The sequence below is a fragment of the unidentified bacterial endosymbiont genome, assembly GCF_918320885.1.
Lineage (GTDB): Bacteria > Pseudomonadota > Gammaproteobacteria > Enterobacterales.
On record NZ_OU907312.1, the window covers coordinates 191,579 to 217,565 of the forward strand.

The 25,987-nt window shown below is 50.7% G+C and carries 22 protein-coding genes and 3 pseudogenes; 13 read left to right on the forward strand and 12 right to left on the reverse strand.

The annotated features are described in order from the left end of the window. Positions 1 to 2: 2 nt before the first annotated feature. Positions 3 to 1,910 carry a DNA topoisomerase IV subunit B gene (gene parE / locus NL324_RS00925; protein WP_253305953.1) on the reverse strand — a complete coding sequence of 636 codons (1,908 nt, stop codon included), beginning with the start codon at positions 1,908 to 1,910 and terminating at the stop codon, positions 3 to 5. Positions 1,911 to 2,150: 240 nt separating this feature from the next. Between parE and NL324_RS00930 the strand changes: the two genes are divergently transcribed. After that, positions 2,151 to 3,629: a TolC family outer membrane protein gene (locus NL324_RS00930; RefSeq protein ID WP_253305954.1), complete on the forward strand. Its 1,479-nt coding sequence runs from the start codon at positions 2,151 to 2,153 to the stop codon at positions 3,627 to 3,629. 61 nt (positions 3,630 to 3,690) lie between these two features. On the opposite strand, the gene NL324_RS00935 is transcribed toward NL324_RS00930, so the two are convergent. From NL324_RS00935 to NL324_RS00955, 5 genes and pseudogenes are all read right to left on the reverse strand, one after another. After that, positions 3,691 to 4,179, reverse strand: coding sequence for an ABC transporter substrate-binding protein (locus NL324_RS00935; RefSeq protein WP_253305955.1), 489 nt, complete (start codon positions 4,177 to 4,179; stop codon positions 3,691 to 3,693). Continuing rightward, positions 4,163 to 4,411 carry an ABC transporter substrate-binding protein gene (locus NL324_RS00940; protein WP_253305956.1) on the reverse strand — a complete coding sequence of 83 codons (249 nt, stop codon included), beginning with the start codon at positions 4,409 to 4,411 and terminating at the stop codon, positions 4,163 to 4,165. Before NL324_RS00940 ends, NL324_RS00935 begins: the two co-directional genes overlap by 17 nt. Before the next feature lie 224 nt (positions 4,412 to 4,635). Then, positions 4,636 to 5,097 (reverse strand): annotated as a pseudogene (gene rfaE2 / locus NL324_RS00945) (D-glycero-beta-D-manno-heptose 1-phosphate adenylyltransferase); the annotation flags it as partial. Between the two features lie 489 nt (positions 5,098 to 5,586). Continuing rightward, a complete protein-coding gene (locus NL324_RS00950; RefSeq protein ID WP_253305957.1) occupies positions 5,587 to 5,877 on the reverse strand; it encodes an IS1-like element transposase in 291 nt (96 codons plus the stop codon). Positions 5,878 to 5,941: 64 nt separating this feature from the next. After that, positions 5,942 to 6,124, reverse strand: a pseudogene (locus tag NL324_RS00955) (hypothetical protein); the annotation flags it as partial. 218 nt (positions 6,125 to 6,342) lie between these two features. On the opposite strand from NL324_RS00955, the gene NL324_RS00960 reads away from it, so the two are divergent. Both NL324_RS00960 and NL324_RS00965 read left to right on the forward strand, forming a co-directional pair. Continuing rightward, positions 6,343 to 6,681: a hypothetical protein gene (locus NL324_RS00960; RefSeq protein ID WP_253305958.1), complete on the forward strand. Its 339-nt coding sequence runs from the start codon at positions 6,343 to 6,345 to the stop codon at positions 6,679 to 6,681. A gap of 41 nt (positions 6,682 to 6,722) precedes the next feature. After that, positions 6,723 to 6,881, forward strand: a pseudogene (locus NL324_RS00965) (IS1 family transposase); the annotation flags it as partial. Positions 6,882 to 6,949: 68 nt separating this feature from the next. Here NL324_RS00965 and hldE read toward each other — a convergent pair. After that, positions 6,950 to 8,404, reverse strand: coding sequence for a bifunctional D-glycero-beta-D-manno-heptose-7-phosphate kinase/D-glycero-beta-D-manno-heptose 1-phosphate adenylyltransferase HldE (hldE, locus tag NL324_RS00970; RefSeq protein ID WP_253305959.1), 1,455 nt, complete (start codon positions 8,402 to 8,404; stop codon positions 6,950 to 6,952). A 146-nt stretch (positions 8,405 to 8,550) separates the two neighbouring features. Here hldE and NL324_RS00975 point away from each other — a divergent pair, with 146 nt between their 5' ends. The 8 genes from NL324_RS00975 to arnT all read left to right on the forward strand — a co-directional run bounded on the left by NL324_RS00975 (position 8,551) and on the right by arnT (position 18,153). Further along, positions 8,551 to 9,231, forward strand: a complete 681-nt coding sequence (locus tag NL324_RS00975) for a TIGR00153 family protein (protein WP_253305960.1) — start codon at positions 8,551 to 8,553, stop codon at positions 9,229 to 9,231. A 31-nt stretch (positions 9,232 to 9,262) separates the two neighbouring features. Continuing rightward, positions 9,263 to 10,525, forward strand: coding sequence for an inorganic phosphate transporter (locus tag NL324_RS00980; RefSeq protein ID WP_253305961.1), 1,263 nt, complete (start codon positions 9,263 to 9,265; stop codon positions 10,523 to 10,525). 87 nt (positions 10,526 to 10,612) lie between these two features. After that, the gene (locus tag NL324_RS00985) at positions 10,613 to 11,233 is read left to right on the forward strand and encodes a TIGR04211 family SH3 domain-containing protein (RefSeq protein WP_253305962.1); all 621 of its coding nucleotides are present in this window, start codon (positions 10,613 to 10,615) and stop codon (positions 11,231 to 11,233) included. 158 nt (positions 11,234 to 11,391) lie between these two features. Further along, the gene (locus tag NL324_RS00990) at positions 11,392 to 12,594 is read left to right on the forward strand and encodes a multifunctional CCA addition/repair protein (RefSeq protein ID WP_253305963.1); all 1,203 of its coding nucleotides are present in this window, start codon (positions 11,392 to 11,394) and stop codon (positions 12,592 to 12,594) included. 36 nt (positions 12,595 to 12,630) lie between these two features. Next, positions 12,631 to 13,605, forward strand: a complete 975-nt coding sequence (locus NL324_RS00995) for a glycosyltransferase (protein WP_253305964.1) — start codon at positions 12,631 to 12,633, stop codon at positions 13,603 to 13,605. Beyond that, entirely contained in the window at positions 13,602 to 15,587 is a 1,986-nt protein-coding gene (gene arnA, locus NL324_RS01000) for a bifunctional UDP-4-amino-4-deoxy-L-arabinose formyltransferase/UDP-glucuronic acid oxidase ArnA (protein WP_253305965.1), read from the forward strand. Before NL324_RS00995 ends, arnA begins: the two co-directional genes overlap by 4 nt. Next, positions 15,584 to 16,477, forward strand: coding sequence for a 4-deoxy-4-formamido-L-arabinose-phosphoundecaprenol deformylase (gene arnD / locus NL324_RS01005; RefSeq protein ID WP_253305966.1), 894 nt, complete (start codon positions 15,584 to 15,586; stop codon positions 16,475 to 16,477). Before arnA ends, arnD begins: the two co-directional genes overlap by 4 nt. Before the next feature lie 8 nt (positions 16,478 to 16,485). Further along, on the forward strand, positions 16,486 to 18,153 hold the full coding sequence (gene arnT, locus NL324_RS01010; protein WP_253305967.1) for a lipid IV(A) 4-amino-4-deoxy-L-arabinosyltransferase: 1,668 nt from the start codon (positions 16,486 to 16,488) through the stop codon (positions 18,151 to 18,153). 117 nt (positions 18,154 to 18,270) lie between these two features. On the opposite strand, the gene NL324_RS01015 is transcribed toward arnT, so the two are convergent. The 3 genes from NL324_RS01015 to NL324_RS01025 all read right to left on the reverse strand — a co-directional run bounded on the left by NL324_RS01015 (position 18,271) and on the right by NL324_RS01025 (position 20,345). Then, the gene (locus NL324_RS01015) at positions 18,271 to 19,449 is read right to left on the reverse strand and encodes a hypothetical protein (protein WP_253305968.1); all 1,179 of its coding nucleotides are present in this window, start codon (positions 19,447 to 19,449) and stop codon (positions 18,271 to 18,273) included. Positions 19,450 to 19,548: 99 nt separating this feature from the next. Beyond that, entirely contained in the window at positions 19,549 to 19,938 is a 390-nt protein-coding gene (locus tag NL324_RS01020; RefSeq protein ID WP_253305969.1) for a hypothetical protein, read from the reverse strand. Positions 19,939 to 20,069: 131 nt separating this feature from the next. After that, the gene (locus tag NL324_RS01025) at positions 20,070 to 20,345 is read right to left on the reverse strand and encodes a helix-turn-helix domain-containing protein (RefSeq protein WP_366516355.1); all 276 of its coding nucleotides are present in this window, start codon (positions 20,343 to 20,345) and stop codon (positions 20,070 to 20,072) included. A gap of 165 nt (positions 20,346 to 20,510) precedes the next feature. Between NL324_RS01025 and NL324_RS01030 the strand changes: the two genes are divergently transcribed. Continuing rightward, positions 20,511 to 21,707, forward strand: coding sequence for a hypothetical protein (locus NL324_RS01030; protein ID WP_253305970.1), 1,197 nt, complete (start codon positions 20,511 to 20,513; stop codon positions 21,705 to 21,707). 283 nt (positions 21,708 to 21,990) lie between these two features. On the opposite strand, the gene prc is transcribed toward NL324_RS01030, so the two are convergent. Beyond that, positions 21,991 to 24,012, reverse strand: coding sequence for a carboxy terminal-processing peptidase (gene prc, locus NL324_RS01035; RefSeq protein WP_253305971.1), 2,022 nt, complete (start codon positions 24,010 to 24,012; stop codon positions 21,991 to 21,993). Positions 24,013 to 24,437: 425 nt separating this feature from the next. After that, positions 24,438 to 24,719 (reverse strand): GrpB family protein, encoded by a 282-nt coding sequence (locus NL324_RS01040; RefSeq protein ID WP_366516356.1) that lies wholly within the window; start codon positions 24,717 to 24,719, stop codon positions 24,438 to 24,440. 283 nt (positions 24,720 to 25,002) lie between these two features. On the opposite strand from NL324_RS01040, the gene NL324_RS01045 reads away from it, so the two are divergent. Continuing rightward, the gene (locus NL324_RS01045; RefSeq protein WP_253305973.1) at positions 25,003 to 25,884 is read left to right on the forward strand and encodes an N-acetylmuramoyl-L-alanine amidase; all 882 of its coding nucleotides are present in this window, start codon (positions 25,003 to 25,005) and stop codon (positions 25,882 to 25,884) included. The last annotated feature ends 103 nt before the right edge of the window (positions 25,885 to 25,987 follow it).

Here is a 25,987-nt window from a genome sequence, read left to right on the forward strand (position 1 = left end):
GCTCATGACGCCAGGGGAGCGCTACTCAGCGCGTTTTCAAGAGGATTGTCGTTATTTTGCAGCCACTGCCGTCGATCTTCAGCCCGTTTTTTGGAGAGCAGCCGATCCATCATCTCCAGGGTTTGAGCGAGATCATCGACCCTGAGCTGCACTAAGCGGCGGCTGCTAGGGTTGAGGGTGGTCTCTCGTAACTGGAGGGGGTTCATCTCCCCTAATCCCTTGAAGCGCTGTACCGTCAGGCGTCCCTTTTTAGCTTTAAAGCTGGCCAACAGTTGCGTTTTTTCTGCTTCATCAGCCGCATAGTGAATGCTGTCGCCGAGTTCAATTCGGTAGAGTGGCGGCAGCGCCACGTAAAGATGTCCAGCTTGAATCAATGGACGGAAATGCCGCATAAACAGCGCGCACAGCAGTGTGGCAATATGTAAGCCATCGGAGTCCGCATCTGCCAAAATGCAAATTTTTCCATACCGCAGCTGGCTGAGATCTGGACTATCTGGATCGACACCGATGGCGGTTGAGATATCATGGATAGCTTGGGAGGCCAAGATCTCTCCCGAGGGGAGCTCCCAGGTGTTGAGAATTTTACCGCGCAGCGGCATCACGGCTTGGAACTCCCGCTGGCGTGCCTGCTTGGCAGAGCCCCCCGCCGAGTCTCCCTCCACTAAAAACAGCTCCGTCTGCTGGAGATCTTGTAGCGTGCAGTCTGCCAACTTTCCGGGCAGTGCCGGGCCCTGGAGCACTTTTTTTCGCACCACCTTGCGGCTAGCCTGCAGGCGGGCTTGGGCAGTCGCTAGCAGCAGCTCAGCCAGCAGTTGGGCTTCCGCCAGATGGTGTTGCAGCCAGTGGCTAAAGGCCTCCTTGACGGCAGTCGCTACCAGCGCGGTACAGTGGCGCGAAGAGAGACGCTCTTTAGTTTGACCAGAAAACTGTGGTTCAGTGATCTTGACCGATAACACATAGCTGCAGTGTGCCCAAATATCTTCAGCAGTGAGGGTAAGACCCCGGGGCAGTAGGTTGCGCCATTGGCAAAATTCACGCAGCGCCTCTAATAAGCCTTGGCGCAACCCATTCACATGCGTGCCGCCTTGCGGCGTTGGAATAAGATTCACGTAACTCTCGGTGAGCAGCTCACCCGGCTGTGCTAACCAGAGCAGGGCCCATTCGACGGTGGCCTGCTCCTGGATCACTCGGCCAACAATGGGCGCTGCCGGCAGGGTGATTTGTCCATTTAAACCGGCTGATAGGTAATCGGGGAGCCCTTGCTGATAACACCACTGCGACTGCTCATCCGTGAACTCGTTGTTGAAAGTGATCTGCAGTCCAGGGCAAAGCACCGCTTTCGCCCTTAAGAGCTGCTTGAGGCGGCTCGCAGAAAAGGTTGGATTATCAAAAAATTGCGGATCGGGCCAAAAGCGGATCTGCGTGCCTTGCTCTGTGGCTTTACAACGACCGACTACCGTGAGCTCTGAGGTTTTTTCACCATTTTCAAAGGCCATAGTATAGACTTTAGCCTGGCGCTTCACCGTCACCTGTAGCTGGCTACTGAGAGCATTGACGACTGAAATGCCGACGCCATGGAGCCCTCCAGAGAAGCGATAGTGTTGATTCGAAAATTTGCCGCCAGCGTGCAGCTGACATAGAATCAACTCCAGGGCTGACATAGCGGCTTCCGGGTGATGATCGACTGGAATGCCCCGGCCATCATCGACTACGGCCAAAGAGTGATCCTGATAGAGGGTGACCCCAATATGCCGGGCATGGCCGCCGAGCGCTTCATCAATGCTATTATCGATCACTTCACGCGCTAAATGGTTAGGGCGCGCAGTGTCCGTGTACATCCCAGGACGGCGTCTTACCGGCTCTAAACCGTGTAGTACTTCAATCGCCTGAGCAGTATAATCCGATCTCATGCGTTCAAGGGCTACCCAAGGCTAAATTTTTCATCATCCAGTGTGTCGTGTAATTTGTCAAGCGCTCTCCTCGTCATCACCTAAAAAGCAGCGGCAGGATGGCTAGAGGCCCTGCCCTGTGTTAATCTTGACGACTTGTTAATGGTTCATCGTGGATAATAGTGACACTGAAGCGATAGCATCAATGATACTCCTTTAACCACGCGATACTGATTAAGATTTTATTTTTCCGAGGCGATAATGAAAAGAGTTCCTCTGATTGTACTCAGTCTGTTGCTCAGTAGTGTCGGGTTACCTAGCTATGCAGAGAGTTTGCTACAGGTCTATCGGCTGGCACAACAGAATAATCCTGAACTGCGCAGTGCCGAGGCTAAGCAGGTTGAAGCGGCTGCTGGGGTTAGCCAAGCACGTGGGGCCCTATTGCCGCAATTAGGGTTCAATGCCAATTACCTGAAATTTCGGCAAGAGCACCGAACCCCAGAGCAGACTGTACCCGATCCGTATCATCAATACTTCGAATTGCAGGGATTGCCAGGAGCGTCACCAAAGACCGTCGGGGGCTATAGTAAAAACTACGGCAATCAAAGCAGTATCGATTTCACGCTGACCCAATCCCTGTTTGAAGTAAACAAGTGGTACCAATTAAGCGCGGCACAACAGCGGGTGCAACTGCAGAACATCCACTATCAGGCAGCCCAGCAAAAACTGATGTTGGACACCGCTACTGGCTACTTCGATACGCTATTGGCCATTGATACGCTCAAACGCCTGACTGCGGAAAAAACAGCGAAAGCGCGCAAGCTACATGAGATACAACAGCAGAGCAATGTTGGTGTCCTGCCTATCAAGGAGCTCTACAAAGCGAAGTCGGAGTATGATCTCGGCGTCGCCGCTGAACTCATGCAGCAACATCAAGTAGAGAATGCCTTAGAAAAGTTGCGAGAACTGAGTGGTTATTATCACAAGCAGCTGAATGGCTTGGAGAGCAGGGATTTTAATCCCTCACTACCCAGCGGGGCTATCGAGAATTGGCTAAAACAGAGTGAGCAGCGCAATTGGGGGTTGCTAGCAGCCCGTTTGGAACAGCGTATCGCGCTGCAACAGGTTCGGAGCGCACAGGCGGGGCATCTCCCCACCCTCCAATTACAAGCGAAAGCGACACACGGTCGGAACTCTGGAGAGAACCTTGACAAAACGCGTCAAGTTTCTGGCGGGGTTTCCCTCTCATTACCCCTATTTTCAGGGGGACAGACTGTGGCGAAGATCAAAGCAGAGCAATCTACGATGGTACAGGCCAGCGAAGCGTTGGAGCGGCGTCAACGTGAGGTGATTAGAATGACCCATGAAGCGTACAATGGGATCCATTCAGCCCTGCGTACCAGCCGCGCTTACCAACAAGCGATCACTTCGGCTCAGCGTGAGCTGGATGCCATGGACGCCAGCTTTAAAGTGGGCATGGTGACCTTTATTGAGGTGATGGAGGCTCGTGCCAAATTATTCGAGGCCAAGCAGCGCTTCTCTGGGGCACGGTATGACTATTTTAAACACCTGTTAGGCTTGAAAGCGGCGGCCGGGCAGCTGAGCGAGCAGGACCTGCAGGCGATTGATCAACTCTTCAACGTCGCTACCCCCACCACGCCCTCACCGAGGGTGATTACGCCGGAGGGGGGTAGTGTAGCGGCCAATCCTCGAGTGATGAGCACCCCGGTCTGTGCTTAACCAGTGGGCTGCTAGCCGGGCCCGCTAAAGCGGCTGGCAGCCTTTGGCTACTGGCTACTGGCTACTGACGGTAACGTGAGGGGCTTTGTGGGTGTTCGATCAGATAGAGATTTTTAGTGTAGATCGCACTCATCGGGTTGTGTTTGCTTAAGCCACCGACGTAGGGTTTGACTAAACGCACCCGATCACTGTGGTAGAGGGGAATGACCGGGGCCTCTTCAGCCAAAATCAACTCTGCCTGCTGATAGCAGCGACCACGCTCTGCTTCATCACTACTGTGTAAGGCTTGCTCCATTAGGTGATCAAAGGCCGGGCTATGCCAGAAGGTGCCGCTGCGATTGTTTGGTGCATAGAATAAATTTAACAGGGCACTGGGATGATTATACGCTGAAGTCCAGAAAAACCGCGCCGCTTGATAGCCCCCAGAGTGAGAACTCTTCAGAAAGACTCGCCACTCTTCGCTTTCCAAGGTAATGTCAATCATCGATCCAAAACATTTTTTCCATTGTGCTCTCACCGCAATAGCCCACTGTTCATGTAAGGGAGCCATGTTGTAGAGCAGTCACCGGCTCACCCGTCGACCACCGAGCAGAGGGACGCAGATAGAAGGTCCAGCACTGTTGATCTGGGCTAACTGTCCGATGGGTTGCCACTGCTGGGCACATCTGGCCTTGGTCATCGAAGCTGACCAACCCTTCGAGAAGATCATGCAGGACACTCTCCTCAGCTACGCCAATCTGCTGATGGGGATCCAGCGTCGCTACTTCAGCCCCATTATTCATCAACAACTGCTGAGAGGTCGCTAATTTGACCCCCTAGCGGGACTACAGCGGCCTGACAAGGTAGTAAGGCCAGTGGCACGAGCCCCGGTAATCCCACGACTAAATAGAGAGCGACTGGATAGAACTTTCTGTAACTCAAAGAGGCTAACCCACTGACTACCGATGATGAACGCTTTGGATCGAATTTATCTTGCGGACCATTTTTTGTGAGATGCACACCAGGGTTAGTCGTTGCCATGACGTATATTGCGGATGATAGCGCTCGTCGAGCAGCCAGGTATAAAGTCGAGGATCTGCACCGTTCCGCCTGCTTTTTTAACGGCTGCCGCCCCGGCGACAGCGTCAGGTTGGTAGTCGCCTCCCTTGACCAGTACGTCGGGCAATAGTGCAGTGATCAGACGTTCTGGGGTCTCTTCAGTGAAGGAGACCACCCAATCGACCACTCTGAGTGCTGCTAACACCTGCAACCGCTGCGCTAGCGGGTTGATAGGACGGCTCTCTCCTTTCAGCTGTTGAATGGAAGCATCACTATTGATGGCAACAATCAATCTATCGCCCAGTTGGCGCGCTTGGGCTAAATAGTGCACGTGCCCAGCATGTAAAATATCAAAGCAACCATTGGTCATGACAATACGCTGGCCATGGCGTCTGGCTTGGGCCACCGCTTGTTTCAGCTGGGTTTCGGTCAGAATACCCCAGGGAGCGCTCTGAACTGGCCTGTTTTCTGCAGTTCCCGATGGAATTACCTGCTCCTCTGCCTTAAAGTTTGTTAAGTGAGACATGACTTTTTCTCCCATACTCTATGCTGTTTTTTGGCATTGCTATTATCACTGAGTGTTGAAGTGGCTCTCTACTATGATGCCTATAGGGAATGTAGCGGGAAAATACATCAATGATGAAAGCCGCATAGACAAACTGAATCGCCCCGGGTTTCTCGGAGACGTTTTATTTAGAATCACGCCACTTTGGCATGCTCGATGTGTTGTTGATAATAATTCATTTCTGCTTCAGCGGGTGGAATATTCGGTGCTGGGTCCAACTGACTGATGAGGCAAAATGCCGGGCTCATGTAGACTTCCGAAACCAAGCATACATCTTAGATAAAATTGATGAGAATTGAGTTGATAATTCCTGCTATCAGTCAGTTGGACCCACTACCACAAATCAGTGCCACATCAGCGATAGCTCGCTGTTGACTGCTCACCTGGGCGGGGGCTAATTTTTTTTAAGCGCCGTATGACGGTATCTTTACTGATTCCAAGGACACGACTGGTATCTCTGACACCAGAACCATTGAAAGCCATATCTACAATGCGTTGAGCAGTTCCTGGCTTGTGGCCGTTGTAGCGGTATTCTACCTGGAAGTACCGCCGACAAGCCTGACAGTGAAAGCGTTGTAATCCGTTTGGTGCTTTTCCATTTTTGACCACCGTCTCTTGCCCACAGTAACGACATTTTACCTCCATAACCGCCATCCGAACAATTCCTTGTTTTGATGGCAATCATAACATATCAGTCAATAGAGGACACCACCCACAGTCTCAGGGTTTTGGGGTGGCAGCCTATTTTCACTGCAATATAGTGGATTGCTGCCCAGCGGTTCTCATAGTTAGTCTCATGCTCCAATACCATCTTGATGGCTCGCCCATGGACTTCGGGTGATATAGTTTTTTGCCGGTTTTTTTTTAGTTTCCATAAACTCCATTCTCTCATAAGGAAAAAGTGGAGTCTCCGAGATTCTCGGGGCGATTCACGAGCTGAGGTTAACTAAGTGTTTTATTCTTATATTTACTATATTCAGGCGATCCTCCACTAATTTTTATGAGTAGAAAAAATAATATCTTTTTTTATTTTTTTATTTTAAATATTACTTTGAAAAATTTAAATAAGAATTATAATTACTTTTTTCATAAAATGATATAAGAATTAGGATGTGTTATATGTTTTTTAAAAGAAAGCAGAAAGAGCATCATGCTAAAAATGATACTACAAAAAAAATAAAATTATCTATACATATTCATATCCATGCACCTGTAGCAGAAAATCACGTACAGGATAATAGAAAACCATGCGATGATCCTTCGAGCGAGGTTTTTTGGAACAAAATGTGCGGTGATAATAATCCAGATTCTTTACCAGATAAAGCAAAAGCGAGCATAAGTCAGTCATTAGTCAGCATAGATGATAAATCAGAAATGTCTCCTGGAAGAAATCAAACAAGTTACTGGGAAAGTAAACAGTCTTGGAAAGAAATTCTTAAAAAGATTTAAGCTCCTATCATTTTTTGGTAGAGGGTTCAAATGACTGATGGGGCAAAATTTTCACTCAACGGATCGAACGCTATAACTTAACACTGCGGATACACATCAAACGCTCGGCGAGACGAACCATTTGCTTCTCTAAATCTCTAGAACTTCATGAAAAAGTTATCGGTGCTTATATCGACAAATTTCACTACCAATCATTATAAGGCACTACCTTTAAAACCGTGATGGCACGATCGGTCGCTGACGGTAGCGGGAAGCTGCCTAAGCGGGATTATCCCAATACACCGATCCCAGCTCTCTTTTGATGGAGCTGGTGAATAGTCGCCGTAATAGCACAGTCGGCGATAAAATCGAGGATCTGGACCGTGCCCCCCGCTTGTTGGACCGCTTGGGCACCGGCAATGGCTTCTGGTTGGGCGTCACCCCCGTTCACCAGCACATCGGGCAAAATAGTGGTAATCAAGCGCTCTGGGCTCTCATCATCAAAGAGCACCACCCAATCGACGGCACTGAGGGCCGCCACCACCTGCAGTCGTTGGGCCAGCGGGTAGATGGGGCTCTGGGCTCCCTTGAAGCGGCGGATAGAGACGTCACTATTGATAGCTACAATCAACCGATCACCCAGCTGGCGGGCCTGCGATAAATAATTGACATGTCCAGCATGTAAAATATCAAAGCAGCCATGGGTCATGACGATCCGTTCCCCACGGCGGCGCGCGATAGCCACCGCCTGTTTCAGCTGCTGCTCACTGAGGATCCCATAACCTAAGGTACCGCGGCTTAGCAGTGCTTGTTCCAGCTCCTGGTAAGTAACCGAAGCGGTGCCGAGTTTTTTGACCACTAACCCGGCCGCAACATTAGCCAGCTCACAGGCACGCTCCAGTGAGGCTCCAGCCGCCAGCGCGGCGGCGACCACCGCGACGACGGTATCTCCGGCACCAGTCACATCAAAGACCGTTTGGGCTTGAGTGGATAGGTGTAGCGGCGGCTGCTGTCGACGCAGCAGGGTCATCCCCTGCTCGGAGCGGGTGATCAGCAGGGCTGCAATATCATAGTCCGTCAGCAGCTGCATCCCTCGAGCAACCAGGGTCGACTCATCGGGGCAGTGGCCCACCACCGCCTGAAATTCAGCCAGGTTCGGCGTCAATAGCGAGGCACCCCGATAGCGCGAAAAATCGCTCCCTTTGGGATCGATCAATACCGGGATGCCGGCCGCCCGCCCTAACTGAATCAAGGCGGGAATCGTGGACAAAGCCCCTTTAGCATAATCTGACAGGACCATCACCTCTGCCGAGTCTACCAAGGCCTGTTGTTGAATGTGCGCCAACAGTATTTCGGCATCGCTCGGTTGAAAGCGGGTTTCAAAATCTAGGCGTAACAGCTGTTGGTGCTGCGAGAGCACGCGGAGCTTCACTAGGGTCTGGTAAGCGGGATCCGTGATGATTTGGCTGGTAATATTGGCTGCGCGGAGTGCCCGGTTCAACGCCTCTGCGGCTTCATCAACCCCGGTCAGACCGACCAAGCAGGTGTTAGCACCCAACGAAGCGACATTCATCGCCACATTGGCGGCCCCGCCAGGACGATCTTCGCGCTGTTGGACGTTGACAACGGGCACCGGGGCTTCGGGTGAGATGCGGTCACTGGCTCCGGACCAATAGCGGTCTAGAACAATATCACCCACCACCAGCACGCGCGCTTGTTGAAACGGAGGTAAAGTCATTGGCATAGTGTGAGTGTACCCTTGAGGTATCCAGTAGTTAATAGTATACCAATAATAGCGCTACTAGCGTGATCTGGATCGGTTGCGCCGACAACAGGGATGGTGTAACGTCTTCTCAGTAGAGAATGAACGGTAAACGGAGGCGGGTTTCCATGTCAGTAAGTACTATATTGGGATTATTTGCTAAATCTCCTCTCAAGCCGCTGCAAGAACATAGCAACAAAGTCTATGACTGCTGTGCGCTATTAATCCCTTTTTTTGAAGAGACTTTTCAGGGAGAGTGGCCGGCAGCGGAGCAAATACAAGCTAAGCTTGCCTTGAAAGAAAAACAGGCCGATGCACTCAAACGAGAAATCCGCTTGAAGCTGCCTCGAGGACTGTTTTTGCCGGTTGATCGCAGCGATATGTTGGATTTACTCCGACACCAAGATCAGCTAGCCAACCAGGCCAAAGATATCTCTGGCCGAGTGATCGGTCGCCATTTGCAGATCCCACAAGCCATGCAAGCTGCCTTTATGGAGTATGTGCAACGCTGTCTCGACGCTGCACGACAAGCTAATCTGGTGATTAATGAGTTTGATGAGTTGTTAGAAAATGGCTTTCGGGGCCGTGAGGTCACCTTAGTAGAGAGTATGGTGATGAAACTGGATAAAATTGAAGATGACACCGATCAGCTGCAGATCGCTTTGCGGCGTTCACTCATGCAGCTGGAAGCGCAGTATAATCCGGTTGATGTCCTGTTTCTTTATCAGATCTTAGAATGGGTCGGTGGTTTGGCCGATCAAGCACTCAGTGTAGGTGTTCGTTTGGAAATGATGTTGGCGCGCTCCTAAATGTTTAGTTAACTAGTTAAAGGGTCACTACATGGCAATTTTAATGGAACAGAGCACCTTATTGCTGTCGGTGGCAGCTCTGTTTGGCCTACTGATGGCCATAGGGATCGGCGCAAATGATGTAGCCAATGCCATGGGAACTTCAGTAGGTTCCCGGGCTATTACGATTAAACAGGCGATTATTATCGCCATGATCTTTGAGTTCGCCGGGGCTTTCTTAGCGGGTGGCGAAGTGGCACAAACCATCCGGGGTGATATTATCGATTTGTCCCTATTTGATGGCGATCAGTTAGTGCTGATTTTTGGGATGATGTCAGCGTTGTTGGCTGCTGCCACCTGGTTGATCATCGCTTCTTGGGCTGGTTGGCCGGTTTCAACCACCCACTCCATTATTGGCGGTATCATCGGCTTTGCAACGGTCACGGTAGGACTGCAGGCGATTCAATGGGAGCAGGTACAATGGATGGTCGTCGGCTGGCTAGTCACTCCGCTGGTCGCCGGCATTATCGCCTATATTATCTTTAGCAGTGTTCAGCGTTACATCTTTGATACCGAGCAGCCCTTTGCCAATGCCAAACGTTATGGACCCTTCTATATTTTTTTAACGGTGCTGGTGATCTCCTTGGTGACGATCCATAAGGGTCTGCGGCATATCGGCCTGCAGTGGAATTTCGGAGAATCAACCCTGGTGGCCGTAGCCATTGCGTTGTTATTGACCCTGGTGGGTTATTGGTACATTGCACAGGCGAAACTTTCAATTAAACAGGGCACTAAACACTTTACCAATGTCGAACGGGTCTTTAGTCGTTTGATGTTAATCACCGCTTGTGCCATGGCTTTTGCACATGGCTCTAATGATGTTGCCAATGCGATTGGCCCACTGTCCGCCATTACGGCTGTACTACAACAGGGTGACTCCCTGGAATCCATGGTCCATATGGTGTGGTGGGCACTACCGTTAGGTGGGGTGGGTATCGTTTTGGGGTTAGCCTTACTAGGCCATAAGGTGATGGCCACAGTGGGCGTTGAAATCACCGATTTAACGCCGAGCAGAGGATTTGCTGCGGAGTTTTCGGCGGCGGCGACGGTGGTGATCGCTTCAGGAATTGGTCTGCCAATATCCACCACACAAACTTTAGTCGGTGCTGTTTTAGGGGTGGGCTTTGCCCGAGGCATTGCAGCCTTAAATTTAGGCGTCGTCAGGAGCATTATAGTCTCTTGGGTGGTCACATTGCCCATTGCGGCCGTGCTCTCCATGACTTTTTTCCAGCTCTTGTGCTGGATATTTCGTTGAGTGACCAGCTGATCAGCCCTGTACAGAGCACGGTATCTGTGCTTTTATCCATGCAGGACAATCAATCACAGTAGCTGATAGGAGCTTATGCAAAAACGGTATGTATTAGGGTTAATGCTATTGATGGGGGTTCATCTCAAAGCATTACACGCGACGGAGACACACTACATTACGGACACGTTAAGCGTTTATCTGCATGGTGGCCCCGGTGAGGAGTACCGCATCGTTGGTTCCTTAAAAACGGGCGACCAGGTGACGGTGTTAGACATTAACCAACAGAAGCAATTTGCTAACATTCAAGATAAAAAGGGCCGCAGTGCCTGGGTGCCTTTGCAGCATCTTACGCAGCAGCCAAGCTTAAAGGCTCGTCTGCCGCTACTAGAGCAGCAGATAACGCAGATGAACAGCCAGCTGCACACGATTAATGCCGATTGGCAGCAGCGGACCGCCGCTTTGCAGCAAAAAGCCGTGGCTGGGGATCAACAGATCCAGGCATTACAGCAAGAGAACAGTGCATTAACCCGGCAGATTGCCGAATTGCAACAACAACTGCAAGCATTACAACAGCGGTTAAATCACCAGCAGCGTCAGGAATTACTGCAGTGGTTTAGTTATGGTGGCGCGGTGGCCGGTGGTGGGATACTCTTGGGATTTTTTCTCCCAGTACTGGCCAGCCGGCGGCGACGGCGTGAGCGCTGGATGAACTAAGATCTCTTGCCAGGCAGGGTATTGGGGTTAGCTTGATAAAGCCTGCACAATGATACTGTCTGGATTGATGACGACTCCGGGGAGTGGTCTTGTTCTCCTAGTGATGGCTACGATCAAGGTGCAGACAGCAGCCTCCATGAATAGTAGGGATGATAGCGATGCAGTGCTATTTAGTGGGCGGCGCCGTACGGGATCAGTTGTTGGGGTTGCCCGTACGGGAGCGCGATTGGGTGGTGGTCGGTGCCTCCGCTGAAACCCTGTTGGCTCAAGGGTATACGCAGGTTGGTCGGGATTTTCCGGTGTTCCTGCATCCAACCACCCATGAAGAGTATGCGTTAGCCCGTACTGAGCGTAAAGCGGCTCAAGGCCATCGGGGGTTTATCTGTCAAGCGACCCAGCAGATCACCTTGGTGGAAGATCTACAGCGGCGAGATCTCACCCTCAATGCCATAGCGCAAGCAGCTGATGGCACGTTGATCGATCCTGCTGGTGGTCAAGCCGATCTACAGCAGCGTTGGTTGCGGCATGTCTCACCGGCTTTTACCGAAGATCCCCTGCGGGTCTTGCGGGTGGCGCGTTTTGCGGCCTGTTATGCGGCTTTTGATTTTCGTATTGCGCCAGAGACGATGGCGCTCATGCAAGCGATGGTAACCAGTGGTGAACTACAGCAGCTGACACCAGAACGAGTCTGGAAAGAGACGGCAACCGCCTTGTGCAGTGCGGCACCCCAACGCTACTTTGCAGTGTTACAGGAGTGCCAGGCTTTGCAGGGATTATTCCCTGAGTTAGCCAACCTCTTTGGGATACCGACACACTCTACGGGACCATCGGTAATCGACAGCGGTCTGGAGACTCTGCAAGCACTCGAACAGAGTGCGCGACTCAGTGACGATCTGGCGGTGCGTTGTGCGGTGCTCTGCCGGGCGTTTGGCAAAGCTCGCACGCCTAAAGCCTCCTGGCCAGCCCATCCTGATCATGAGGTAGCGGCATTACCACTTATCCAGGCATTTTGTACGCGCCTCAGAGTGCCTAATCATCTACGGGAACTGGCACTCCTCGTCGCTAGGGTACAGCCGTTGATTCATCAGAGCCCCCAGTTAAGCCCAGAATGCCTGCTGAAATTAATGTATACTCTGGATGTCTGGCGCCGCCCCCAACGGTTAACGCAGGTGCTGTTAGCTTGTCGGTCGGGGATCCTGGACACCACAACCACTTTCCCACCAGCGGATTACCTGGTGCGCTGCTTCGAGGCGCTCTCAGCCCTTCACTTCCACGATCTCCAACCGGGGGAGCACTCAGGACCCACTCGCCAAAAAATAGTCTGGCAGCGGCGCTTACAAGCCTTGCAACAACTGAGCTAACGCTGTAGTCTGCCTCTTTTTAGCTATTTTAATTCCATGGTTGACAACACAATAATTCAGCATATTTCGGTGGTCATCCCACTATACAATGAGTCTCAGAGCCTACCTGAGCTCTTAGATCGCACACAGCGTGCTTGTGAGTCACTGCAGCTGCCCTACGAGATTATTTTGGTAGATGATGGCAGCCGAGATGCCTCCCCAGAGCTGATCAGTACGGCAGCTAGAGAGGCTGCTGGAACAATAGTGGCGGTGTTGCTGAATCGCAACTACGGACAGCATGCCGCGATTATGGCAGGTTTTGAGCAGAGCCGCGGGGAGATCGTGATCACCCTGGATGCCGATCTACAAAATCCCCCAGAGGCGATTCCCCAGTTAGTACAAGCGGCTCAACAAGGTTATGAGGTGGTCGGTACCCTTCGGATCGGGCGTCAAGATCCGGGGGTTCGCAAATTTTTTTCAAAACTGGTTAACTGGATGACACAAAAAGTAACTGGCCAGGTGATGAGTGATTATGGGTGTATGCTACGCGCCTATCGGCGCCCCATTGTGGAGGCGATGCTCAACTGCCCAGAGCGGAGTACCTTTATTCCCATCTTGGCCAACAGTTTCGCGCGCCACACCACTGAACTGCCGGTAGAGCATCGTGAGCGGCAGCATGGGGAGTCCAAATATAATTTTTGGCAACTGGTCAACTTATCATTTGATTTAGTCACCTGTATGACCACGTTACCCCTACGCTGTCTGAGTATATTAGGCAGTGTAATTGCCCTCAGCGGTTTTCTACTATCCCTGCTACTGGTGATTTTGCGAGTGATCTGCGGGCCCATATGGGCCGCCAATGGCGTGTTTACCCTGTTTGCGGTCCTATTTAGCTTTATGGGCGTACAACTGATGGGATTGGGTCTGTTGGGTGAGTATATTGGCCGTATTTATAACGAGGTGCGCGGGCGCCCCCGCTATTTTATCCAACAGGTCATTCGTCAACAGGACAGCGAAGCGGGTGAACCATGAAAGTAGTGGTATTCGCTTATCACGATATCGGCTGCAGTGGCCTAGAGGCCCTATTAGCGGCCGGGTTTACTATTCAAGCAGTTTTTACCCATCAGGATAATCCTCAAGAGCACTGCTTTTTTGGTTCGGTAGCGCAGCGCTGTGCGGCCCACCAATTACCGGTGTATGCGCCAACTGATGTCAATCACCCCTTATGGATTGACCGCATTCGCGCCTTAGAGCCCGCCATGCTCTTCTCTTTTTACTATCGCCAGCTCTTGGGTCCAGAGATCCTGCAGTGTGCACCACAGGGGGCTTACAATTTACATGGGTCGTTGTTGCCGCGCTATCGTGGCCGTGCCCCGGTCAATTGGGTGTTAGTGAAGGGAGAGACTGAGACCGGAATCACCCTCCATCAGATGACTGAACAGCCCGATGCGGGGGCAATAGTAGCACAACGGGCGGTGGCTATTGAGCGGCAAGATACGGCGTTGACCTTACATCACAAACTCAACCAAGCCGCTCAGGTGTTATTAGCTGAGTCCCTACCCAAACTGAAGAACGGAACCCTCCAGCACCAGCCTCAAGATGAGCGGCAAGCTAGTTACTATGGTGCGCGGACACCCGCTGATGGCGCACTGGATTGGTCGCAGCCTGCGGAGAGCTTGTTTAATCTGGTGCGTGCCGTGACCCAACCCTACCCCGGAGCGTTTACCTTTATCGGTGAGCAACCGTTAACGATATGGCAGGCCACAGCCGATCGGCAGCCGAGTGATCAACCACCGGGGACTATTCTCGCGACTTCACCGCTACAGATTGCCTGTGGTCAAGGGCGGTTAACCATTCAAGCAGGCGCCCTCGCGCAAGGGCTCTATCTGCATGCCCATCAATTGGTCACCGAAGCAGGACTGGTCGTCGGCCAACGGTGTCGAATGGCACCGGGTGCGGATGAAGCCACCCCAAGGCGGGTACGGGTACTAATTCTCGGGGTGAATGGGTTTATTGGTAACCATCTGACAGAACGCTTACTGCAGAAGGGTTATTATGAAGTGTATGGGTTAGATATCGGCAGTGATGCCATACAACGCTTTATCGATCATCCCCGTTTTCACTTCGTCGAGGGGGATATCAGTATTCATTCCGAGTGGATTGAGTACCATATTAAAAAATGTGATGTGGTTTTGCCCTTGGTGGCCATTGCAACGCCGATAGAGTATGTCCGTAATCCTTTACGAGTTTTTGAGCTTGATTTCGAGGAAAATCTTAAGATCGTCCGTTACTGTGTGAAGTATCAGAAACGCATCATTTTCCCCTCCACCTCAGAAGTCTACGGGATGTGCGATGATGAGCAGTTCGACGAAGATCGCTCCCGGCTGATTGTCGGACCCATCTGTAAGCCACGTTGGATCTACTCCGTCTCTAAGCAGCTGTTAGATCGTATTATTTGGGCCTATGGACGTGATCAGGGGCTGCAATTTACCCTGTTTCGCCCCTTTAACTGGATAGGGCCTCGATTAGACTCGCTGCAGGCCGCGCGCATTGGCAGCTCGCGGGCGATTACCCAATTGATTCTGAATTTGGTAGAGGGAACAGCGATTAAATTGGTCGATGGCGGCGCCCAAAAGCGCTGTTTCACCGATATTGAAGAGGGCATTGAGGCACTGTTTCGGATTATTGAAAATCTGAAAGGAGCCTGTGATGCCAAAATTATCAATATTGGCAATCCCGATAACGAAGCCACCATTGAAGCGTTAGCTCAGTTGCTCGTGCAGGTTTTTGAAGCCCATCCTTTACGGCATCACTTTCCCCCTTTTGCCGGCTTTAAGGCGATAGAGAGCCGTGCCTATTATGGGCGGGGTTATCAAGATGTCGCCTACCGCCGACCCAGCATTCACAACGCGCGGCGTTATCTCCAGTGGCAACCTAGCATCCCCTTGAAAGAGACGGTGACTAAAACCTTAGATTATTTTCTGCGGTCGCTGGTAGCGCCTGATTGTGCATGAAAGTTGGCTTGCGTATTGATGTAGACACCTGGCGTGGCACCCGTGAAGGGGTGCCACGCCTATTAGATCTCTTGGCTAAGCATGGGATACAGGCCACTTTCTTTTTTAGTGTGGGGCCAGATAACATGGGCCGGCATTTATGGCGCCTGATGAGACCCGCTTTTTTATGGAAAATGCTGCGTTCACGGGCCCTCTCTTTGTATGGTTGGGATATTGTATTCGCAGGGACTGCCTGGCCGGGCCGACTGATTGGACAGCAGTTGGGAGCCCTGATGCGCGAGACGGATACCGAGGGCCATGAGGTGGGATTGCATGCTTGGGATCACTATAGCTGGCAAGCGAAAATCGACGGTTGGCCGCTCAGCACCTTAACGACGCAGTTACAACAGGGCGTAGAGACGCTGAGCCAGATCCTCGGACGGGCTGTGACCTGTTCCGCTGTACCGGGGTGGCGTGCCGATCAACGGGTCATTGAAGCCAAACAGCCCTTTCAGTTTACCTATAGTAGTGATTGCCGAGGTGATCGCCCGTTTCGGCCGCGCTTAACCGATGGCCGTGTTGGAACGCTGCAGCTACCGGTCTCCCTGCCCACCTTTGATGAAGTCATCGGTCGTACCGTGACCTTGGACCACTATAACGAATTGATGCTGCAGGCGATGCAATGCCAGCCTGAGTATGCGGTCTATACCCTGCATGCAGAGGTCGAAGGGATGACGATGGCGCCGCTATTTGATCGCTTGTTGGCGACAGCCAAAGCGCGCGGGGTACACTTTTGTCCCTTGGGAGGGATAATACCCATGGCTGGGTCGAACGTGCCTATGGGCTCTGTAGTGAAGGGCCCTTGTCCAGGGCGTGAGGGCTGGGTCGGCTGCCAGCACCTTGAGGAGTAGTTGACAGCATGGGGAAAAAAAGCCGCTGGCTACTGCTGCTGTTTTTTGGTGTTTTCTATCTACTACCGCTCAATGGCCGGTTATTGTGGATGCCGGATGAAACGCGGTATGCAGAAATTAGTCGTGAAATGCTACAGGAGCGGGAGTGGGTAGTCCCTAAATTGTTGGGGCTGCGCTACTTTGAAAAACCGGTCGCTGGCTATTGGTGGAATACACTCAGTCAATGGCTGTTAGGGGAAAACCGCTTTGCTGTACGCTGTGCCTCTGCCCTAGCCACCGGCCTGAGCGCGCTGCTGATTTACGGTTTGGCCTGGTACTGCTGGCGCTGTCAGCGGCGGGCCTTAGCCGCTAGCCTGATCTACCTCTCGTCGTTGCTGGTCTATGGCATTGGTACCTACGCCACCTTGGATGCCCTGTTAACCTGCTGGATCACGCTGGCCTTGTGTAGTGCCTATGTGCTATTAACGACCCCGATCCACCGTGAGCAGATCCTAGCTGCTATTGGGCTAGGTCTGGCGAGCGGGATGGCTTTTTTAACCAAAGGGTTTATCGCTTGGGCCGTAGTGGCGGTGACACTGCTGCCTTATCTGCATTGGCAAAGGCGTTGGGGGGTGCTGTTCAAGCAGCTCCCCTGGATCGTACTGTCACTGTTGCTGGTGAGTACCCCTTGGGTGATAGCCATTGCCCAGCGAGAACCCGATTATTGGCACTACTTTTTTTGGATAGAGCATATTCAACGGTTTGCCAGTGAGCAGGCGCAACATCGGGCGCCTGGTTGGTTCTATCTACCGTTATTATTGCTTGGATCACTGCCCTGGTTAGGGCTGCTACCAGCGGCGCTACTGCGGGGCTGGCGGCAGCGGCACCTCGATCCTAGTCAGGGCTATTTATTGAGCTGGCTGATCCTACCACTCCTGCTATTTAGCCTCGCTAAAGGGAAGCTACTCACCTATATCCTGCCCTGCTTTGCACCGCTGGCGCTCTTGATGAGTGGGGTGATGATGGAGACTATTCAGAGGGGCTACAGGGGTTTATTACGCGCTAATGCCCTCCTCAACCTATTATTTGGCCTACTCTGCCTGATTATACTAGGCTTTCATCACGTGATCATCCCGCACGAGCTGCTGTATACCCCGGCAGAGCGGTTGACTTGGTTGATTGCGCTCGCCTGCTGTAGTGGCTGGCTGCTGGTTGGCGTGTTCTCCTGGTTCAAGCCGACCCAGCGCTGGTGGAGTGCCGCAGGGTGCCCACTCCTGTTAGGGCTGCTGATCGCTAAAGCTATTCCACAATCGATTGTCGATGCTAAGCTGCCGGAGGCTTTTCTACAGCGCTATCAATCCTTATTAAGCCACAGTGATAAGATTCTCAGTAATGATGTGGCACTCGCCGTCAGTGCCGCTTGGCAATTGAAGCGCAGTGATCTAGTCCTACTCAATGAACAGGGTGAACTGGCTTATGGGTTGGGCTATGAGGAGAGCAGATCGCGCCACCTCACCACCACACAATTTCCCGACTGGTTGAGTGCGGCCAGAACGAGAGGTGATATTGCCCTGCTGTTGCGCGTCGAGGCGGATTGTTCAATGAGCCATCACTTTCCAGCAGCAGATGTTCAGCGACAACATCACCGGTTTTTACTCTTACTATATCGGCAACGTGGCCCCCTAAAGTCGCCTTAATCCTTAAACTGTTTTTAAGGGGCTATCCTCATACGCTGAGAGCCTTTGAAAACTGATAAGGTTTTATGGCCCAATCGCTGCAAGTTACGCCACAAAATTTTTGCGGTGCTTTTAATCCTATTCATGTATCGAACGTTGGCTAAGCGCTTCCGGTCTGGTCACCCAGTGGTAGGCTTTATAAGCTACTGCTCCTACGGCGAAACAGCCGAGTGCTATCAGTATTACTGGGTGAGCGAAAGCTAGCAAGTACATTCCATAACCTGCAGCGCAGGAAATCGCTATAGGGAGCCCTATAGCAGCAGCTGCTATCCCGAGCCCTTTAGCAGTTTTCTTGGAAAATGTTGTTGAACTATCGTCGATTGTGGGCTCTGTGAGATCGTCAAGCACGGCAACCGTTGTCTGTGTGCTCTGGTTGATAGAATCACCACTCAAGCAGGACTCATCTTCCAACGAAGCGATTGCCGAAGCATTCAGGGACGGTTTTACTGTGATACCTGGCATCCTCTGGGTGTTAGAGTGTTCAGCAACAGTACTAGCCTCCGTCCCTAAGGCGTGTTCCGGGTGCTCATGGCTGGTCCTCGCATCCAGATAAGAGGAGTGGCTTGCAGGCAGTTCATCATTCCGTGCAATAGGCGCATGGGCAACAGATAACTGTTTTACCATGATCTCTGGCGACAGCTGGGTGTCAAAGTGTTCGGCAACAGTACTGCTAGCCTCGGTGCCCAAGGAGGATGACGAATGAGCACAGGGTGTCTCCTCATACAGACTAGGGCAGAGACTGGATGGTAGCTCATCATGATGCTGAGTGACCTGTCCGCAGGTAACGGCGGGGGTTTTTACTGTGACACCTTGCATCATCGGGATCTCCGAGGGTTCAGCGTTGAGTAGCGCTCCCGCCGGCGGCTGATTGATCACTTTATCAGTACTCAGAAAGCCGATGGCCGGTTGTTTCGAAACCACAGATGGCGATCCAAAGTTTGCCTGGTGAGGCTGACGATTGGCCATCGGCATAGTCTTAGTCGTGAAAGATTTGGCGGCAGTCAGCGCTGGAGAAACCCGCTTTCCTGTGGAGTAACTTGGTCGAAACAGCCACTGATAAGATTTTTTCAAGGCTTTATAGGCTCGATTTTTACACTGTGGTAAGCGATGTTGGGAGGGTACAGTATTCCAAGCCCTTTTGAGCAACGAGATCACGCCTGGTCGCCACCGGCGTTGACTACCCCTAGGCAGATATTCAGGGGAACTATACTGGATAATGGTGCAATGATGATAATGCACTGAGTTTAGAGGTGACATAATAGCTCCTAGTTTATCTTACAGGGGTAGGCAGCTGATGAGATCGGCTATTTTTTGGCTGCTCGCTACAAGGCGAGAAGGCCTCTTTTAGGCTACTGGCTATGATGACATCCCCAAAGCCCCTGCTATCCAAGGATGAGCTAAGGCAAATGCAGACTTCCAAGCCAGGATCCCACAACAAACGCCGGTGGCGGCGCCTACTGTAGCCCCTAGGAGCACCAATCCTAAGGAGCATTTAGCGATGGTAGGAAGCCATTGGTACAGTACTTCACCGGGGTGATCTGCCAGATGGTCTAGCCTTTTAATGACTCTGGACTGTAGGCTTAATGGCGCCTCTCTATTGACAGATTCGACAACATTATGGATTCGAGGAAGGTTGCTTGGCGTTAACTGTACCCTGAGGGGAAACCTGCCCTGGTGAGATTCGTTTAGGGTCCCCTGCATTGGAGTGGTGAAGTGATAGGGTGCAAACACTGCTGAATTTTGCATCATGACTCCTAACGTGGCTTATGGCGAAGCATTACTGACTATCCTAGGTACTATTTTCACCAGTTAGATCCCAGGGATAGTACGGATTTTCCAGGGGTTTCTTTAGCGGCTCTTGATCAGTTAGGCTGGATTCACGCAATAAGCGCAACACAGCGTCCGGTATAAACTTCTATTGGTGTTAAGCCCTTAAGGATTTTTCTTGGAGTCCTCTTAAGCCCCAATTCCATACCTCTAACGGCCTGTTTATCCCGTGAGCCCATTCGCATTTTTTTAGGCCAGTCACGCTTCAGTTCACGGGAGATTGAACTATGATGTACCCCGATAGCTTCCGCAATGCTCCGTTGATAAAACCCTTTGTGGTGTAGAGCTTGTATTGGTATCCTTGCCCCTAAGTGAACTGTCGGTATTTTTTTGTTTAGACTTCGTTACAGGCACCCATGTCATAGCGTGATAACTGCAAAACAGTCTGACAGGTAACTCAACCTTCAATCAATGACCCGTTACACTGACTCTGTTAATCCAGCAGCGGTGAGCATAGGACTACAACTATCCAAACTGTGGTGGTACATTCAATGAATTTTATCAAAATAGGCACTACACTATATTGCTTGTTATTCACACTGCTGAGTTACGCTGAGCACACCGCCAAACAGGAATGCCCTAAGCCATACCACTACCTATTGAGCATTGATCGCCACTTCTCATCTAAAAGCAGCAGTGAACTCTCCTCATCCGTCTTTGAGGGCTACCGCCAACTAGAAGAATGGCTTCTTCCTGAGCCTACAGGAGTAGTCGAGCGTCTCTTCCTCTACTGCACTCGTGAAGTAGCCGCTACTTTTATCACGACAGCTAACCACGAGATAGGAGGTCACGGGGCACAACTTCGAGCGCTCGGTATAAAAAATATTAGATACTCTGTTGGCCTGAACGGGGGGTACACTGCTTTTAAACTACCACCTCAAACACATCCCCAGGACAGGCTCATGATCAATCTGGGGGGGGTGCATGCTAGTAACCTGCTTTCAGAAGTCACTCAACAACGTTTTGTAGAGGATAGTACAATCAGCCCCAACCTAGGTCATCTTTACTTTGCTAGCAAGTTTGATCAAATTTACTATATTTTTTCCTATAAGAATAATCACTCAGAAAACTTGAAGGGCCATGACATGGCCAATTATATACAAGGAATCAACAGCCTTTATCAGACAAACTCTCTAAACAGATCGAAGCTTAAAAAATATAACTACTGGGGTTTACTCGATCCTCTTTTAGCCTACTCTATCTATTCCACAGTGACGAACAAACAGGTAGCCTTACCGCTGATCCCTCTTAAAATTCCCGGAGTATCTGCGCCTGTGGAATTTTTACCTTCAGCACAATTACTGCTAACGCCCTACGGACCAGAACTCGGTATCCGAAATATTATCAAAATAAGTGATCGCTACTACCAACTCACGCTACTACACGGCAAAAACCAGCCATTCAACACTTATGGTATTTCGCTCAGTAGTGACCACTGTTTGAATTATCAGAAACTCACTCTGGGTGGAGAGGTTCGTCTATGGTCTCAACCTCAGCTACTCACAGCAGGTAATTTTACCCAAGCCCCCATGAAAACAGGGGGGATGCTAATGGTAAACACACAATTTCCTGTTAATAAAACCCTGAAACTATACGCTTCGTTTGGCTACAAAACAGCGGGTTTTGCCATGGGGGAATCCCTAAAGAGCTGCGCTATCTTAAAGACAGGAGTCGCTATCACCTTGTAGCGTCTTATCCAATATGAAATGAGTCTGCAGGAGGGGTTGTTTCTAGCATGACCCCGCCTGGCTTAGTCGTCCACCTAGCCAGCGCGAGTAGAGAGATAAAGTCTTAGGTCCACACATCCTGGAACCCATAGCTGGCCAGTGGTACGCTTTATGGTGTTCGACAGATTAGAGTGGATTGACCAGCTGAACTGTACTATTACGGTAAGGGGTGCGTAATGGCTAAGTTGATGAAATGGCTGGATAAAGCGGTAGTGCTGATCTCAATAAATTTCACTACCAATCATCATGGACCACCCTCTAAACCTATCCGTAAGCGCAGCCAATCTAGCGTTATGGCCAGCCCCTCTTCCAAATAGGGATCAGCCATTTTTTCATCTTTTGGCAGATCTTGCAGCGATTTGACCGGCGGTTGCCCTTGCTGGTGACGCCGCCAGTTGGCCTGCGCTAATAGACGCGCCTCTTGCTGCTGGAGCTCCTGTTGACGCTGTTTTAAATTGAGAGAGATCCTCCCTTTTTGCTGTTTCAAGATCTGGTAATGCTCCAGGTTCTGTCGCAAGAAAGTAAACGCCTCATTAGCCGATATCCGTTGCTGATGCTGTGCATGTAGTGTTGCTAAATAGGGGGCCAGATCACACACTGGCTGATAACTGCTCGCCGGAATGCTATCCCAAGCCAGCGCATTATCGGCAAAACTCTCGCCAATCTCTAGGGGTTTGCTCCCCGGCAGCATCCACACATCCGGGAGTACCCCCTGCAGTTGGGTACTGCCACCGTTAATCCGGTAAAATTTTTGAATGGTATATTGAATATGACCCAAAGGTGGCGCATAGGGGATAAATTTATGAACCAAGGCTTGGTGTTGTTGAACCGTGCCTTTCCCAAACGTCTGTTCGCCAACCACCAGGGCTCTACCATAGTCCTGTAGGGCGGCTGCAAAAATCTCGGAGGCGGAAGCGCTAAAACAGTCAACCAATAGCAGCACTGGCTTAACATAGTGCTGAGTCTGACAGCGGCTATGGTACACCGTGATCTTCCCCTGACGATCCCGTACCTGGACCACCGGTCCTGGGGGAATAAACAGACCGGTGAGTGAGATCACCTCCTCTAAGGATCCCCCGCCATTACCCCGCAAATCAATCAGTACTGCAGCAACCTCCTGCTGCTCAAAGGCTAATAGCTGGTTTTTGACCTCTTCAGCCAACCCGATATAAAAACTGGGCAGCGTTAAGATCCCTAGTTTATGCGTTCCAAACGAGCGAGTGGTCGCTTTAACTGCTTGATCTTCCAATCGAATACGCTCACGCGTTACAATCACCTGACGAGGCTTACCAGTTCCCCCTGGCGGTAAAATTTCTAAACAAATTGGGGTCCCTTTAGGGCCGCGGATGAGCTCTACCACATCATCTAAACGCCAACCGACAATATCCACCATCGGTTTACCGGGCGGTGCGACCCCAATAATTCGATCATCAATCATGATTGCTTTACTCTTAGCTGCAGGGCCACCCGTGACCAAAGAGCGCACGACCACATAATCATCGATGAGCTGTAGCCCGGCGCCAATGCCCTCCATTGACAAACTCATTTCAACTTTAAATTGGGCTGCTAGACGGGGAGATAAGTAGCGGGTGTGGGGATCAACTTCACTAGCAAAGGCGTTCATCAAGAGGAAAAAAACATCTTCATGATTTGTTTGGCTTAAACGCTTGATCGCCGATTGATAACGCTTCGTTAACAACTCACTGATGTGGGGTTCACGCTGATTGGCTAGATAGCAATTGAGCGCATCAAATTTCACTCGACGGGACCACAGCTGGTCAAGATGTTCTACTGTGGTAGGCCAAGGTGAGCTGCTACGGTCACTTTCAAACTGTTCATCCGTATCAAAATTGAGTGGTTTTTTGGCTACCGTTAAGGCATAGCGGTAACGCTCCAAACGACGCTGTTGTACTCTAGCGTAGATCTGGTAGGCACTCTGGAGTTTTCCGCTCCTCAGATCCCGGGCGAATTGACGACGAGCCGCCGTCCATTGCTGGATATCAGACAGCAACAGCAGGTGGCGCTGTGGATCTAACAGGCTAATATAGCGATCAAAAATTTGACTAGAGCACTGATCATCCAAAGTAAAGTGGCGATAATGATGATGGGTCAAGTAATGGGTCATCTGTCGACTGGCGACCAGGTGTTGCGGCTGTGCCTGCAACAGCGGCAGCTCACAACGCTGGGGAGCCTCAGCAACGGCAGCATAAGACCAACTGGCTAGCAGCCCTCCCACCATTAGGACCCATTTTACCAGCTTGTTCATGGTAGTGCGTCTCTCTCCCATTGCACGGTGTTGTCACCTTGAGTTCGGTTGGGCCTAAACCCTCGATCCTATTCAATGTGACGTTAGATTGAGTGTTGCTGAGCAGGATGATCTTGCTCAACTGGGATTAAACCCTAGCAACCACTACTGTGCGCCTTGCTCCAGGCCCAAGGCCCCATTATCTAGCAAAAGGTCTACAGGTTCTACCGGGATATCCTCACGAAGGACCAATCACTGCAGTGCTCATTTTAGTCAACTCTCCTAAAAGTGTCGTGAGGACCTGAGGGGGGCGTTGTTGAGCAAATCAGTTCTGGTTTGACGAGACCTCGAAGCCATGAAGTCTAACCTCAGTAGGCGGGCCCAGTGTGTAGAGATACAGTATCGTCCCACAAGCAAGAGAGCCGTGACTCCTCTGGTGATTGATGCTACTGGGCTGAAGCGGTTCGGCGCGGGCAAATTGCTTTCTTTAGAGTAAAGTAGGCTTCTCTAGCCTCACTAGGACTATTTAAATAATCTCTAAAAATAACCTTTAAACTGATCTCATTATTGCCCGCTTCATAGGCATGCCAATAAACTTCATACGCTTGCTCCTTGCCATATAGTTTTCTCATCGGTAGGTTATACGCGCCCTTATACCGGTAACCAGCCCGATAAAGTATAGGTTCCATGGCGTCAGAGTGTTTGGCAATAATAGTGATATCTAGTATTGTGTAGCCACTACGCCTGTGACTGAGGTTGACTCAATAGGTAGACTATCAACCAAATTGTCTAGCGTCTTAGATCCCTTAAAAGCATTTTTTAGGCACTGTTTTTCAACCAGAAAACGCTCCTTCCATTGGGGGTCGTACTCAGTAAGACTAATCACTCCATGGGGATCGCTTCCGCTGAAGGAGAGGGTTTTACAGCAGGAGTAATCAATAGTCTTTGAAGCATCCTGCTGAGATGTGTATCATCAATACTCAATGATAGTGATTCAATGGGAATCCTTTGATGAAGATCTGGCAGGTCCTTGCCCCCGTACTCTTTCTAGTGATCACTGGTTGCTCCTCCGGTAACTCCTCTATCAATATTGATGAGTCGATACAATCACCTAACCGTAACGCCCGTATCAAGTATATCGTGTTGCACTATACCGCAACAAACTTTAAAAACACTGTCGATATATTTACCAATAATACCAAGCCACCCAGAGCGGTGAGTGCGCATTATGTGATCCCGGAAAATCTAGATAGCAGCTATCATTATAAAAACTTAAAAGTCTTTAGATTGGTTAAAAACGCTGAACGTGCTTGGCATGCTGGCGTCAGCTCCTGGAAAGGCGTCGCCGGTTTGAACGATCAATCTATTGGCATCGAGTTGGTGAACCAGGTGAGTTGCCAGTCTATAGACGAGAGAGCGTACTGCAGCTTTTCAGATTTTGACCCACAACAGATCCAATTACTCCTCAAAACCCTCGATTATTTGATGAGACAATATCCCCAGATCCCAGCAACGAATATCATTGCCCATAGTGATATCGCACCCAGTAGAAAATTAGATCCAGGTCCAAGATTCCCCTGGGAGCTGCTGTATCGCCATGGCCACGGTGCTTGGTTTGACTATCAGACCATGATTCAATACGCTGAAAAATTTACACTCAGTATGCCCTCACTCCTGACCATTCAGCAGGCCTTAAAAAAATATGGCTACGATCTAGAGGCCTCTGGTGAGCTGGATGAACAAACCAACCAAGTGGTCTCTGCTTTTCAACGCCACTTTGTCCAAGATAATGTCACCGGCTTGATCGACATCAAAACCGCGGCTATTTTATTTGCTTTGATGGAGAAATATTATCCTGATTGCTCTTTTGATGAGTTCGCTCAAGTTAGATAGGTGGTGATCTTGCTGTATCCGGTAGGAGACACTCCCGTGAGATCGCTCTGCCGGTGGCCGATCTACTCCTGAAGGATAGACTTCACTGATTTCTAGCGGATTG